10 protein-coding genes are annotated in these 14,540 nt (G+C 46.3%); 9 read left to right on the top strand and 1 reads right to left on the bottom strand.

The window, feature by feature from the left end; all coding sequences use genetic code 11:
• Positions 1-67: 67 nt before the first annotated feature.
• Positions 68-5,113 carry a carbohydrate binding domain-containing protein gene (locus MKY54_RS26265; protein ID WP_339188453.1) on the top strand — a complete coding sequence of 1,682 codons (5,046 nt, stop codon included), beginning with the start codon at positions 68-70 and terminating at the stop codon, positions 5,111-5,113.
• A gap of 74 nt (positions 5,114-5,187) precedes the next feature.
• Here MKY54_RS26265 and MKY54_RS26260 read toward each other — a convergent pair whose 3' ends face one another.
• Positions 5,188-5,745, bottom strand: a complete 558-nt coding sequence (locus MKY54_RS26260) for a transcriptional regulator (protein ID WP_036685364.1) — start codon at positions 5,743-5,745, stop codon at positions 5,188-5,190.
• Positions 5,746-6,001: 256 nt separating this feature from the next.
• Here MKY54_RS26260 and MKY54_RS26255 point away from each other — a divergent pair, with 256 nt between their 5' ends.
• From MKY54_RS26255 to MKY54_RS26220, 8 genes are all read left to right on the top strand, one after another.
• Positions 6,002-7,195, top strand: a complete 1,194-nt coding sequence (locus tag MKY54_RS26255; RefSeq protein WP_036685362.1) for a glycine betaine/L-proline ABC transporter ATP-binding protein — start codon at positions 6,002-6,004, stop codon at positions 7,193-7,195.
• Positions 7,195-8,028 carry a proline/glycine betaine ABC transporter permease gene (locus MKY54_RS26250; RefSeq protein ID WP_076099393.1) on the top strand — a complete coding sequence of 278 codons (834 nt, stop codon included), beginning with the start codon at positions 7,195-7,197 and terminating at the stop codon, positions 8,026-8,028. Before MKY54_RS26255 ends, MKY54_RS26250 begins: the two co-directional genes overlap by 1 nt.
• Before the next feature lie 13 nt (positions 8,029-8,041).
• Positions 8,042-8,911, top strand: coding sequence for a glycine betaine ABC transporter substrate-binding protein (locus MKY54_RS26245; RefSeq protein WP_038573223.1), 870 nt, complete (start codon positions 8,042-8,044; stop codon positions 8,909-8,911).
• 287 nt (positions 8,912-9,198) lie between these two features.
• Complete coding sequence (locus tag MKY54_RS26240; RefSeq protein WP_076099392.1) at positions 9,199-9,810, top strand: VTT domain-containing protein; 612 nt, start codon at positions 9,199-9,201, stop codon at positions 9,808-9,810.
• Positions 9,811-9,964: 154 nt separating this feature from the next.
• A complete protein-coding gene (yunB, locus tag MKY54_RS26235; protein ID WP_339188450.1) occupies positions 9,965-11,044 on the top strand; it encodes a sporulation protein YunB in 1,080 nt (359 codons plus the stop codon).
• A 69-nt stretch (positions 11,045-11,113) separates the two neighbouring features.
• On the top strand, positions 11,114-12,598 hold the full coding sequence (locus MKY54_RS26230) for a hypothetical protein (RefSeq protein WP_076184781.1): 1,485 nt from the start codon (positions 11,114-11,116) through the stop codon (positions 12,596-12,598).
• Positions 12,595-13,800, top strand: a complete 1,206-nt coding sequence (locus MKY54_RS26225) for a hypothetical protein (RefSeq protein ID WP_076184780.1) — start codon at positions 12,595-12,597, stop codon at positions 13,798-13,800. Before MKY54_RS26230 ends, MKY54_RS26225 begins: the two co-directional genes overlap by 4 nt.
• A complete protein-coding gene (locus MKY54_RS26220; protein WP_076193397.1) occupies positions 13,793-14,530 on the top strand; it encodes a glycosyltransferase in 738 nt (245 codons plus the stop codon). Before MKY54_RS26225 ends, MKY54_RS26220 begins: the two co-directional genes overlap by 8 nt.
• Positions 14,531-14,540 lie beyond the last annotated feature (10 nt).

Below are 14,540 nucleotides of genomic sequence, written 5' to 3'. Positions count from 1 at the left end.
GTCGAAACCGATTTCGATTTTTCGCTTGAATTACGAATATTACGAAATTCGAGGAGTGATGTTTAGGATGAAAAGGAATTTCACAGCAGCGCTTGCTGCTATGCTCCTTGTCACCGGGCTGCTATCACCGGTTGGGAGCATGAATGCTTCAGCGGCAGAGGCGTTAAAGGAAAACTCACCTGATTCAGCGGCAACGAAAGTGGAAAATGAACCAATCAATGGATTGAAAGCGTTTACCGATGTATCTCCAAGTCATTGGGCCGCAGGCCCATTACAGCGTTGGAGCGCAAATGGGATCATAAGCGGATATGACGACGGGTCGTTTCGTCCGGGTAAGGAAGTCACGAAGGCAGAATTCGCAGCTATTATGAATCGTATATTTAATTATCAGGAGCAATCGGATAAGGTTCCCGCTGATGTCCAGGCTACAGACTGGTATAAAAATGATATAGCCAAAGGGATTGCAGCTGGATATTTAAGCAGTGATCAGAAGAACAATATTTATCCTTCAAAAGCACTTTCGCGCGCTGAGGCGGCGTTAGCATTGGAGAAAGTGTTTCGTTTCAATGCAGACAAAAGCAGTACAGCAGCATTCACCGATCTGAACGGAGTCAGCGATGAAACCGCAAAAGCAATAGCTGTTCTATCGAGTGCAGGTTATGTAAAAGGATATCCTGGAGGTTTGTTTAAGCCAGATGGTGGGATCACCCGTGCAGAGTTAGCTCAGTTGGCTGATCGAATGGTTTCGGGACTCCTCCTGAAATCAGGAGAGACTTCACTAGGAACAGTAAAGGGCAATGTAGTCATTAATCGGGCTGATGTGATTCTTAAAGACACGGTCATCCAAGGTAATCTTTATCTAACCGAGGGGATAGCTGACGGGAATGCAAAGCTTGAAGGTGTAAAGGTAACTGGGACTACTTTTGTACGGGGAGGCGGCGAGCAAAGTATCGGCTTACACCATACTTCTCTTGGACTGCTTCAAGTAGCCAAGCCTAATGGTAAGGTTCGGATTTATGCCAGCGGGTCAACAGCTGTGGGTACAGTGCGGCTGCTATCTGGGGCAATCTTGGAAGAAACCAGCGATCTTACCGGGGCAGGGTTTGGGGATGTTGAGATGGATGTCGTTCCTCACAATATTTCGCTTCGCGGAAAATTTGGAGCGGTTCGTTCGGCAGACTCAGCAGTCAGCGGTTCTTTGTTAAGAATCCTTGGAACTGTCGGCAGCCTTACTCTGGGAAGTCCGACCCAATTAACATTGGAGAACAATTCACAAGTGGCGGCACTAATCCTATCTGCGAGCGCTGGAGGTACAGCAATTCAAGGCAGCGGAAGCGTAACCACAATAGATAACAAAGCCGATGGAGTAACGATTGGCGGTGTAGCATTAAAAAAAGGAAACACTGGCAAAACAACATTGCCAATAGCAAGCTCAGCGCCAAGCAGTTCGGGGAATGTAGGTCCAATATCGACACCAAACTCCACACCTGAAGCAACGGCGACACCTACGGCAACTGCTACGCCAATCGAAACACCAACACCAACCGAAACACCAACACCAACCGAAACACCGACACCAACAGCCACACCGACACCAACAGCCACACCAACACCAACACCAACCACTGATCCGTGGACACTGGTGTGGGGGGATGAGTTTGATGATGGAGAGATTGATGCTACAAAGTGGACCTATGACCTTGGAGATGGTTCGCAATACAACAATCCAGGTTGGGGAAACAATGAGAAGCAGTGGTATACCAACGATGAGAAGAATGTAAAGGAACAGGACGGTAACCTGATCATTACGGCCCACAAAGAAGAAAAAGCTGGCAAACAATATACTTCTACACGGATTAAGACTAAAGGGTTGTTTAGTAAGAAATATGGGAAATTTGAAATTCGGGCCAAAGCACCTACTGGAAAAGGGTACTGGCCGGCGATCTGGATGCTGCCGGAGAACGATGTGTACGGGACTTGGGCTGCTTCCGGTGAGCTTGATATTATGGAAGGCTGGGGCAGTCGTCCAGACACGGTAGCGGGGACGATTCATTACGGCGGTATGGCGCCGAACAATGTATACTCCGGCAAAGAGTATGTATTTCCGGACAACGCTACGATTGAGCAGTTCCATACGTACTCTATTGAGTGGGAGCCGGGCGAAATTCGCTGGTATGTGGATGGTGAATTATATTCGACCAAAAATGACTGGTACAGCATCAGCAATGGGCAGCCTGCCAATAATGTGTATCCAGCGCCGTTTAATCAGAAGTTCCATTTGCTGATGAATCTGGCCGTAGGCGGTAACTTTGATGGTGATCCGACTAGCGAAACCGTATTTCCAAAATCGATGGAGATTGATTACGTTAGAGTCTACGAGCTGACAGGTCGTGAGTACCGCGAGCCTATTCCAGTTACACTGGAGAAGGAAGCCTATCCGGAAGGCTCCAAGCTTGCATTGGCAGACGGCAACATGGTCTATAACAACAATTATTCGGAGCAGGCGCCGGGGGATGACGGTATGGGAATCCCGAATACCGCACATTGGGCACTTTATAAAGAAGCAGGGGCTGAAGCTACGGTTTCTACCGTTCCTATTGGGGAGCGCAATTATGTGAAGGTAGATATCAGCAGTGGCGGCGGCAATTTTTATTCGATTCAACCCCAAGCTATCGTATCTATAGCTAAAGGCAGGTTCTATAAACTCAGCTTCGATGCCAAAACCGATATGTCCCGCAGTATGAGCGTCCGGTTAACAGGTGGAGAATCTCGTGGATTTGCAGCGTATTCTCCATCGCTTAAGGTAGATCTAACTTCAGCGATGACGCATTACGAGACGATGTTTCAAATGAAGGAAAACTCAGATATTGCTGCACGCGTCGAGTTCAACGTGGGTACCAATACTTCACCGGTATGGTTTGGTAATGTCAGATTAGAAGAGATTGAGAATATTCAATTCCCTCATGATAGTGCGAAGGAACCGCTGGCCAACGGTAATCATCTGTACAATGGTACTTTCGATATTGGGGAACCCAATCGGATGAGTTATTGGCATACGGAAGCAGCTGGTGGTGCCACGGTAGAATCAAGCGTTAATGACGCTGGCCAGTTAAAGCTGCAGATTGGCGGCAGTGAAAATGGTGAGGTTCGGTTACTTCAGAAGGGAATTCAGCTCATTCAAGGGCAGGACTACGAGGTTACCTTCAATGCTTCAGTCTCCTCTGCACGCACAGGAACGGTCCAACTACTAGGAAAAGACGGCAGTGTACAGGCAGAACAACCGGTTAACTTAAGCGAAGGTGAGCAAAAAATTAAAGCCACCTTTATCAATCTTAGAGGTGCAACCGATCATGAAGGACAATTCGTATTATTGTTAAACGGGGCAGCGGATACAGTCGTTCTGGATAACTTCCAGATGATACGTACTAGCTTCTATTTTGATCCATCGCTAATATATTACCCGCTCCTGAATGGTGAATTTAACTTTGGGTTTAGCGCCTGGGACCGCCTGTTGACAGAGCAGGGTGGTCAGAGCAGCGCTACGGTTGTAGATGGAGCAGCGAAATTTAGCATTACGAATACTGGCAGTCAGGCTTATTCTGTAATGTTGTTTCAGAACAACTTGAAAGCTGCTGCTGGAATGGATTATGTGGTTGAATTTGATGCCAGTTCAACCGTAATCCGCAAAATCGGGGTGAACGTAGAAAATGGTACGTATCAGGCCTCGTTCAGCAATATTCTGGAGGTAACGCCGGAGACGAATCATTACAGATTCGAATTCCGGCAAGGCAGCAAGGATACATTGTCTCTTAAATTCCTGCTTGGGAAGGTTGAGGGGATTAGTATTCCTCAAAACCATGATATTATCATTAACAATGTGAAATTTGAGATCAAAAATGCACCGGCCAAACCGCAGGAGCTGCTGAGCGACAGCAGTAATAACAGAGTTTCGCAGCCGATTGAGCTTACTTTTATCGACAATGCAAATTGGCGGAATCAAATCATGGCGGTAAAGGTTAACGGTACAACACTTAATGCAGAGCAGTACACTATTGAACCGGGAAAAATCACAATTGAAGCAGCAGTATTTCCGGCAGAAGGAAGTTATACCATTACTGTTGAGGCTGAACATTATGTTACTGCAACTGTCGCGCAGACTATTCTAGCTAATGATAACAATCTAGTCATCAATGGTTCGTTTGGCAGCGATAAGACGGGCTGGACTACATGGTCCGGAGAAGGTGGCGTCTCCGCGTTTAATGTGAAGGATGGCGTAGCTGAAATCCTGATTACGTCGGCCGGATGGGAAGCGTGGCATACACAATTTTTCCAAGAGGGTATTCCACTGGAGGGCGGAAAAACATATGAGGTGAGCTTCAAAGCAAAATCAACGATTCCGCGCCAAATTGTGTTAGAATACTCCAATACTTCAGCTGCTTCCGCGCAAGCTAAGTTTGATATTCATGCGGATTGGGCTACTTATACAGCACAATTTACGGTGTCGAACAGCAACCCGCTGAAGCTTAATTATCTGATCGGCAAAACGCTGGGCGCTGATCCTGCGGCTAACAGTACACCGCATACGATTTCTTTTGACGATATTGTGGTCAGGGAGGTACAAGGGGGTCCACCAGTAACACCGCCAAGCGGTACCCTGGATAATGGAACCTTCGATGTAGATGCAACGGGCTGGAGCCAGTATTTTGACGGAATCGGATCTGCTTCTGTTCAAGAGGGGGAATTTGCTATCAACTTAACAGGTACCGGGCAAGCCCCTTATAGCGCACAGGTGGATTACGAAAATCTCAAGCTCGTTCAGGGAAAGACGTACACCTTGAAGTTTAAAGCTCGTTCTACAGTAAACCGCAATATTCAGGTAGCTGTGGAGCATAAGGGCGGGGACTACACCAAATATATGGAAGCTGAGCTTGTAGCCTTGACCCAGAATATGGACGAATACAGCTACACTTTTACCATGAATGGGGCAACAGACGCTGGTGTTCATCTGGTGTTTTTGCTAGGGCTTATAGATGGGAATAGTACGGAGACGAATAGTGAAATTAGCGCGGGCAGTACAATTTATTTAGATGATGTAAGCTTGATCGAAGGGTAAACGAGAAAAAACGGCAGTGTTTTCCTTTTTACAGGAGCACTGTCGTTTTTTTGTGTGTTTTTTGTGGGTTTGACTTAAGTTTCTTTAGGGATAAATTCAAAAATTTTGCCACTCTCAAAAGATTCTATTAGTTTCAGCAACCAGCGGTAGTAGTTAATGGATTCAGTTATTTTTTCTTCATCTGTATTTAAGAGCTGCATAAGTTTACTATCGTCACTATACTCTTTTTTCATATCGTTAATTTCTGCAAGTGATTTCGCTAGTGAGATCATATTACCTTCGACGGCTTTTCTCCATTTAATAGAGAAGTAATCACTGAAGTTCTGATGCCAGTCAGGCACAGTGGTGAACAAGTCTTTGCGCGTCCCTCTCCCCCATACTTTGTCGATCATTTTCAGATCTAGAAGGGTACGGACTCCCGTACTCATGGACGTTTTACTCATTCCCATTGTTTTACTGAGTTCATCCAGTGTCACTGGACCTTGATTGAAGTACATATAACCGTATAAATGTCCAATAGACAAGGTAATGCCATACAGATCCATGTTTTTGCCGATAGAATCGATCACACGTTCACGGGCTTTACTAATCTTCTCTATTTGTTCGGGCGTAAGCCCTTCTAAATCGTTCATGATGTCCCTCCTGAGGAATAGGTCGATAGACTGCAACCTTATACAATGTATTGTAATCAAATCCCCCTCCATAAGTAAAGAATTCATGAAGAAAGGAATTTGGCGTAAAACAGAGTATTCCATACATAAAGTTCATAAAGTTAAAACTGTACACTAAATTTTATCCGTATATGGTGTTTGCATGAATTTTCAATAGTCCGGTAAACTACTATAAGTGAACTAAACCCGGATAACATTTCGGGAGAAGGAGGACGGCATGGCTATTATAGAGGTGAAACAACTAACCAAAGTATTCGGTCATGATGCGGGACGCGCGATTCCTTTATTAGAGCAAGGGATGTCGAAGGAAAAAATTGCTCAGGAATTGAAGTTGACAGTCGGAGTCAACAAAGCCGAATTCAGCATTGAAGAAGGAGAAATATTCGTCATTATGGGTTTGTCCGGCAGCGGTAAGTCGACGCTGGTTCGTTTGTTGAACCGCTTGATTGAGCCTACAGGGGGGCAAGTTCTTTTTAAAGGGAAAGATGTTGTGAAAATGAATCCGGAGCAGCTGCGCCAATTCAGACGGAAGAACATCGGCATGGTGTTTCAGAAGTTCGCATTATTTCCACATCGAAGCGTACTGGAGAATGCAGCATACGGGCTTGAAGTTCAGGGCGTAGATAAAAAGAAAAGAACTGAACTGGCAACAGAAGCCTTGCATCTGGTAGGTCTGAAAGGTTGGGAGAATCATCGTCCTGATCAACTCAGTGGAGGGATGCAGCAGCGTGTTGGACTGGCACGGGGCCTTGCTAACGACCCGGATATCCTGCTTATGGATGAGGCATTTAGTGCACTGGATCCGCTTATTCGTAAAGACATGCAGCAAGAGCTGCTGGAATTACAGGCCAGAGTGAAGAAGACCATCGTGTTTATCACTCATGATCTAGACGAAGCTTTGCGGATTGGAGATCGGATCGCACTGATGAAGGACGGAGTCATTGTGCAAATTGGTACACCGGAAGAAATCCTCATCCAACCTGCCAATAAATATGTAGAGCGATTCGTGGAGGATGTGGACTTGTCCAAGGTGTTGACTGCAGCTCATGTAATGCGTCAGCCGGAAACAGTCAGACCTGAACGCGGGCCTCGGGTAGCGCTTCAATTAATGCGTGACAGTGGTATATTCAGTCTGTATGTAGTGGACAAGGAAAATAAGCTTCTGGGTGTTATTACAGCTGAGGATGCCCTTAAGGCACTGAATGATAATAAATCTATTCTGGAAGTAACGCGGAGAGAAATCCCACGTGTACAACCGGAAACGCTACTCAATGATTTCTTTGAATTAATATCTGAGACACATTTGCCTGTAGCCGTCGTAGATGAAGCGGATAAATTGAAGGGTATTGTGATTAAAGGAGCCGTTCTTTCCGCACTCGCCGGCAACGCGGTACCGGAAGGAGGATTATAATGGACATTCCTAAACTGCCTTTGGGAAAGGCACTCGAGTGGTTGGAAAATTGGCTGACGACTTATTGTGGGCCCCTGTTTGACTTCATCCATTCGATTATCGGTGGTATGGTGGCTGGCATTGAAAATGCACTTACCTTCCTGCCAGCATTAGTACTTATCGTGCTTATTGCAGCTTTGTCTTATTGGATCGGTAAATGGCGCATGGCACTATTTGCGGTCATTGGGCTGCTTCTGATTGATAATCTTGGATTATGGGGACCTTCTATGCAGTCCTTGGCCCTTGTTCTAACCGCCTCGATATTGGCTGTAGTAATTGGTGTGCCGATTGGTATTTTATGTGCGCAGAGAAATACCGTTAGAAATATAGTTACGCCTATTTTGGACTTTATGCAGACGATGCCGGCTTTTGTATATTTATTGCCAGCGGTATCCTTTTTCTCATTGGGCGTAGTTCCAGGGGTTATTGCTTCGATTATTTTTGCAATTCCGCCAACGATTCGCTTAACCAATCTCGGAATTCGTCAGGTTTCGGAGGAACTGGTGGAGGCAGCAGATGCTTTCGGATCGACACCTACTCAGAAATTAGTTAAATTGCAGCTTCCAATCGCTTTACCAACAATTATGGCAGGTGTGAACCAGACCATTATGTTGTCACTGTCAATGGTTGTTATCTCATCGATGATTGGTGCACAGGGCGTGGGTGCCTATGTATACCGTGCGGTATCACAGGCTAAGACAGGAGACGGATTCGAAGCAGGGATTGCGATCGTTATTATCGCCATTCTGCTGGACCGTTTGACACAGAACGCACTAAAACCAAAACAAAGATAGGAGTTTTAAATAAATGAAGAAGAAAAATATAGGGGTATTCCTGTTAGTTATTATGATGATTGCTGTTATTGCTGGATGTTCTTCATCAAGTAAAGAGAAGGTAAAATTAGCATATGTAGCATGGGATTCGGAAATTGCGAGTACTTATGTAGTAAAGGAAGTACTTGAAACTAAGCTTGGAGCTACCGTTGAAATGCTGCAGGTAGATGCTGGTCCAATGTGGGCTGGGGTTGCAGACGGTAGTGCGGATGGAATGGTTGCAGCTTGGCTGCCAAGCACCCATGCGGCTTATTTAGAGAAGTACGGTGCAAAAATTGAAGATTTGGGTGCAAATCTAAACGGAACTAAGGTTGGCTTGGCTGTTCCGGCCTATATGGATATTAACTCTATTGAAGACTTGAAGAACAGTGATATGGCAGCAAAGCTGAACAATCGCATTATCGGCATTGAGCCAGGTGCCGGCATTATGACAACCACAGAAAAGGCTATCGCGGAATATGATCTTAGCGATTACACACTTCTTGAAAGCTCATCCGCAGCGATGGCTCAGGAACTGCAAAAGGCTTATGACAATAACGAGCCAATCGTTGTTACAGGTTGGACACCACACTGGATGTTCGCCAATATGGATCTGAAATATCTGGAAGATCCAAAAGGGGTTTACGGTGCGGATGAACAGATCCACACGATGGTTCGCCAAGGTCTGAAAGATGACATGCCGAATGTCTACAAATTCCTGGATCAATTCGAATGGACAGCAGAAGATATGGCCAAAGTAATGATTGAGGTTCAGGGTGGCAAGTCACCAGAAGAAGCCGCTAAAACTTGGGTGGAGAGCAATCCGGATAAAGTGAATGCTTGGGTTGCAGGTATAGAATTGTAAGTAGATTAAAAACTGTGTTATGATGTGAAGAATAAATGGAAACAAAAATGTAACTTGTACGCTAACTACTGTTCTTTACACATTACACTTCATAAGCAAGCTCATTCAATAAAACACCCCGTAAGGGGTGTTTTTCTTGGGAATATAAGCAAAGTATTACAAGCTCTTAGTGTACCCTGCTTATATTTCAATAAGAATGGATACCTAGTTTACACACTTAGACTTATGCTTTGTCAAAGTAAATCAGGAGGCAGCTGCTGCAAGGAGTCAAGAGAGGAGACTGCTTCATGACAGAGACCATAAATACCTGGATTGATTGGCTGCTGCAAACGCTGGGCCTTAGCGGGCCATCTATTTTATTCGTGACCATCCCGCTCGCACTTTTGCAGAGTATATTAGGATTTTTTCCATTCGTAATTTTGATCGTGCTGCATGTCTCTGTTTTTAACGTAATTGGAGGCATGCTGATCAGTTGGCTGGCCTGCAATCTGGGCGGAATACTGATGTATTTTCTCATTCGGCGATATCTGTATAACTGGTTTGACCGAAAATGGAGAAGCAAACTGAAGCGCTATGATAAATGGCAGCGTTACTTGGATCGATATGGGATTTGGACACTGGTGCTATTGCGTACGATCCCGATTATTCCGAATAATGTAATCAATTTCATGTCTGCTGTTTCACCGATTAAAGCCTCATCTTTTATATGGGGAACCGTACTTGGTAATTTGTCTTATATATGGTTATTCGGTACGATCGGATCCACCCTAATTGTTCCGCGTGAAGAATGGAATGGTTATCTTACCTGGTATGCGGTGTTTATAGCTATTCTCATTGGCATCTTTATTCGGCGTCATTGGGACCATTTGCAGGAGGATAAGCGGAGCAGAATGCACTAATATCATCTTCCCAGTTCATGATCTAAAGGATGAAGAACGTTACTTCAGGCGCAGTTTGCCGGAGGGAACGTTCTTCTTTTTTGTCCTCTTAGCGAATACCTTAAATTAAGTGGAGGTGGCTTGACCTCTGCGTAAGGCGGGAGGGACTGTTGCAATGGGCAGATTGAAAAAATGGGGAAACCGAAGGCTGAGAATACCTGATCTAGGCCATTTTCGGCTGCCAAAAATAAATGGGGACACGAATCGGAGATTCTCAGCGAGAAGCTCCGCATTCAAGTCAAAACCCAGCCGGGCAGCGGTTAGGCCGCAGCGTACGCGCTTTGAAGCCAAACGTAGCAAAGGCCGCTTTAGATTATCCAGCCGGCCAGAGAGTAAGGTAACGGTTGCAGGCGGAAGAAGACATAAGCCAAGAAGCCGACGTAAATTTTGGCTGATAGCATCCTTAGTAATACTTGTGCTGGTGCTGCAATCCTTGCGCTATGTGGAGCTGCATATGAAACCGCCCATCCTGCATTTAGCACAAATACGTGTGAAGCAAATCGCTACGGAATCGATTAATAAGGCGATTACCTCACAGGTTGCGAATGGAGGGAATGCGGAAGAGCTAATTGATTGGAAGACGGATAAGAACGGGAAAATATCAGGGTTCATGCTCAACTACGCGGAGCATATGCGTATTACTTCGCAAGCGGCACAGGTCATTCAGTCTACGCTGCAGGAATTGCATAATCGAACAGAATATATTCCGCTGGGGCAAGCGCTGGGCAGTCCCCTTATTGCTTCTTATGGACCCGATATTCCGATCAAGATTGAACCACAAGGTGCGGTTAAGGTTGAACTCAGCACCCGCCAGCAAAACGCTGGGATCAATATGATTCTGGTCGAGGTATACATTCATATTGTGACAGAGGTTGCAGTCGTCATTCCTTTTGATATGGAGCCGCAGGTAGTGGATACAGAAATTCCTGTGTCTTATCTGATGGTTGTTGGAGATGTACCTATGTATTATTACGATAATCAAGGTCAACCTGTGGGGGCGAACGGCAGCAGTGCTCCGGGAATTGCCATTCCTGCTCCAGCTGTAGGCGGGGATAAGAGTGGAGTAGTGGATCAGGGCAAGGATACCACCAGTAACAGTCAGAAAGATAACAGCTCGTCTCCAGCGGCAACCGATCCCGCGAGTACGGGTGCAGATCATACGGAAGAAGACAAAGGCGCGGGCGGAGGAAATTAAGGGGATATCACGCTTCAGCGCTCATAGACTATAGGTAGAACAGCTTTAATAAATGGAGCGTGAATCCTAATGTCGCAAGAATCTCTGAATGTGGAACGCTTGGCGGGAAGGTATGGGTTCTTGGAGCGCACGGGACTACTTCCACTGCCGAGTAAAGATGGACTTACCCTTGTAGTTGAGCTAAGCCGCCTGGAATGTGCCGCAGCTTGCTTACCCTTGCTGCTGCTCCATTCTGGAGAGTCTGTGCGCATTATTGCTGTGGCGATGACTCCTGATTTTCCTATGGAAACTTTAGCGGAACAGTTCTCACCGGAGCAGTCGATTCTCTTTCTTCCTTATGAAAAGGAGGAGTACATGCCTAACCAGGCTTTGGCACAGATCGAAACCAGTTTCGCGGTTTTGCTTGAAGATTCGATCATGGTATCGCCTGGCTGGCTAAGTGAGCTATTGTGGGTTCCTTTTGATGACGCTTCAGTTAAGGTGGTGGCCCCTCGCTCTTCAACCGAAAGAGGGGAAGGGAAGAAACGTCTTCACTTCGGCACCTATGATGAGTTTGCTGCTCATGTAAGCTACAATCTTGGCCGGCATCAAGGAGAATGGCGAGAGATGGATGTACTAACGGGTTCTTGCCTCCTGTTCTCTAAAGAGCTGCTTCAGCGTATCGGAGGGTTGGACACCTCGCTTCAAGTGCGGTCTCTTATGATTGCCGATTGGTGTCTTCGAGCGCGGCAGTCTGGAGCCAAGCTGGCGCTAAGTGATGCTGTGTATGTTCATGCTATACATTCACTTGATAGGGGCCAGAGAAGGATGAACGGACCAACACTTGCGGATGGCTGGCAGGCGTATAGTACAAAATGGGCACTGGAAGATGTCTTAGAAGCCGAAGAACATCTTGTACCGCAGAATGGATTCTTACAATCAACACAACCTGTTATTCCACTCGGTAAGGCAACCTTGCAAACGCCATTAGTGACGGCGATTGTTTATTGTGAAGAGGATGGGAATGGGGACCATCTTCCGCAGGAATGGGCAGCTACACAGGAGCAGCAGAGCTACAAGAATATTCGCTGGATCTGGATCAAGGACAGATGGATGAACACAGCTTCCGGCTTGCCAGTAAATGAACAGGATGTAGTGATTGCAGTTCGTGGTCAAGAGGCTTGGCTGCGGGCTTTGAAGAATGCATCTGCATTATTTGAGAGTGAGATAACTGTGTATTTATCAGACTCTATCAGGTATGAGAAATATTACGTTGAACGGGTAGTGAAGGCGATCACCCAAGGTTCCGCGGATCTGATCGTTAGTTTATCTACGGATATGGACGAAGAGGTGGGGCGGTTGCTTAGGGGGGACCCTTCGGGAATTGTTTTTCCATTAGAGCGAGTTGCTCATAAAGGCGGGAATGTGCCTGGAGTGATTACCTGTAAGGCGTCTACTTCGCACCAATTGCAGCTTCACCCTGAAGCTTCACTAACTATAGGTTATGTGGGGGATTTGTCCGAACCGCAGGGGAAGAAGGCAGATAGGAGCAGGGGCAAGGAGGCGCAGTCATGAAATATTTAATTCTGAGCAGAGGCTCCTGGGAGGAATACGAATATAAAAGACTGTTGGATCTTCTGCCCGAGCGGGAAGAGGTCTGTTTTGCCGGAAGAATGACTCTTGAGCAGCAGACTAACAGCCAGATCAAGCCGGTAATGATCGCGGATATTCATACTCTCAAGGCGAGGGAGTACACATTTCTGGTCTCTTCTCCCTATTGGCTACCAGAGGTTCTTTCTTTGCAAGCGGGATATATAGTGGCTTTATTAGAGCGCTGTCCGGAAGAAGAAAATAAGGTCTTATGGGATAAATACAGCGGCTTGCTTGGAGCAAAGGCCGATCTAGTAGGAACCCGGTCAGAACGGATCTATTTGGAGCAGAGCTTGTGCAGGGAGAATATTATTTATCTCGACGGGGATCAGCAGGAATCGTATGGAGTTGTATGTCAGCGCGAGCGGATTTATTTTCTGACAGATTATGAGATGTTGTGGAGTAAGGCGATTGAGAACTTATGGCAGGAGGAGCCCCTCCTTGCTACGGACTGGTTTAGGATTCAACTCCAGCTTAGGGCGGATTATTATACCTCGATGTGCGCCAAGCTGCCCAGCCAGCCTGTTGTACATTATTTGGCAGCATCTTATTTGTATTTGCTTGGGGACTCCACAGCGAATCGATATCTGGCGCAATCCTTTGAGTTAATGGTTCTGTATGAATATTTGGATTGCCTTATTTCACACTTCCGGTTTTTTTCTGCAATAGAAGCCAAGACAGGGAATTTGGAAACGGCGGTCCGCCAATTTGCGATTACAGCATTTACCGCAGAGGAGAAGCAAGCAGTAGAAAGGATGGAGGGCTGGCTCCATTCCGGGCAGGATGAACTGGTTCGCGCGGAGTTGTTCCACCTGAATGAGGATGAGGCAGCGGCAGTAAGAATTTTAAGTCCGCTAACTTCTCCCGAGGCAAAAGCGTTGCTGGTGCAAAATTATGTGCGGACTTTTCAATGGGAAAAGGCAATAGTGCTGCAACATGAGCAGGAAGAAAATGTGGATGAAGCCATGGAAGGCACCATACACTTGCTGTATGGCAGGCGGCACGAGGCCATTCGCAGCTTTTTAAATGCAGGAGGGCAAGACAATCAGGCATGGCCACTTTTGTCAGAGATGGCAGATCTCGAAGAGGCTGTAAGACGATTGAGAAGGAGAGTGGAGGATGAGTAGTCATAGAGGGCCACTCCGCAAAACATCAGGCAACCGTCTGACCGCTATTATGCAGGTTAGGAACGAAGCCGGAAGGTATTTAGAGCAGGTGCTGGAGGAATTAAGTGAGTTCGTGGATGATATTGTGATCGTGGATGATGGAAGTACAGATCATACGGCTCAGTTATGTCTCTCTTTTGCCAAAGTTAAGAAGCTCGTAACCCTGCAAAGCTCTTTGTTTAACCGTGAATGGGAGCTACGGCAAACATTGTGGGAGCTGGCGGTATCTACGAATCCGGATTGGCTGCTGTCTGTGGATGCCGATGAATTCTATGAAGAGTCTGCTAAACGGGAGATGAGGCGACTCATCGATCAGGATGTGTATGACTGGGTATCTTTCCGATTATTTGATTTTTGGGGTGGCACCACACATTACCGTGAAGATGAGCATTGGAATATCCACACGAAGCATACCCGTACACTAGTCCGGTATTTGCCGAACTTTCATTATTTTTTTCCGAAAATGGATCATCATGTGCCAAGACTTCCGCTCTCTTATTCGGTATTGCCGGGGTTTCTTACCGAGCTGCGTGTGAAACATTATGGTTGGGCGATATCCCCTGAGGAGCTTCGGCGAAAATACTCGCGTTACCTGGAGCTTGATCCAGAGGGGCGCTGGGGTAGTCTGGAGCAGTACGAATCTATCCTTGATGAGCAGCCCCATCTGGTGGAATGGCAAGAGGAGCTTTGAAATCCGCATC

It is taken from the genome of Paenibacillus sp. FSL P2-0121, from assembly GCF_037975345.1.
GTDB lineage: Bacteria > Bacillota > Bacilli > Paenibacillales > Paenibacillaceae > Paenibacillus_AQ > Paenibacillus_AQ odorifer.
This window is presented reverse-complemented; position numbering and strand designations above follow the sequence as displayed.

Coding starts and splice junctions, on each gene's coding strand:
- MKY54_RS26230 (WP_076184781.1), top strand. CDS start 11,114: ATGTCGCAAGAATCTCTGAATGTGGAACGCTTGGCGGGAAGGTATGGG.
- MKY54_RS26260 (WP_036685364.1), bottom strand. CDS start 5,745: ATGAACGATTTAGAAGGGCTTACGCCCGAACAAATAGAGAAGATTAGT.
- MKY54_RS26240 (WP_076099392.1), top strand. CDS start 9,199: ATGACAGAGACCATAAATACCTGGATTGATTGGCTGCTGCAAACGCTG.
- MKY54_RS26245 (WP_038573223.1), top strand. CDS start 8,042: ATGAAGAAGAAAAATATAGGGGTATTCCTGTTAGTTATTATGATGATT.
- MKY54_RS26250 (WP_076099393.1), top strand. CDS start 7,195: ATGGACATTCCTAAACTGCCTTTGGGAAAGGCACTCGAGTGGTTGGAA.
- MKY54_RS26220 (WP_076193397.1), top strand. CDS start 13,793: ATGAGTAGTCATAGAGGGCCACTCCGCAAAACATCAGGCAACCGTCTG.
- MKY54_RS26255 (WP_036685362.1), top strand. CDS start 6,002: ATGGCTATTATAGAGGTGAAACAACTAACCAAAGTATTCGGTCATGAT.
- yunB (WP_339188450.1), top strand. CDS start 9,965: ATGGGCAGATTGAAAAAATGGGGAAACCGAAGGCTGAGAATACCTGAT.
- MKY54_RS26225 (WP_076184780.1), top strand. CDS start 12,595: ATGAAATATTTAATTCTGAGCAGAGGCTCCTGGGAGGAATACGAATAT.
- MKY54_RS26265 (WP_339188453.1), top strand. CDS start 68: ATGAAAAGGAATTTCACAGCAGCGCTTGCTGCTATGCTCCTTGTCACC.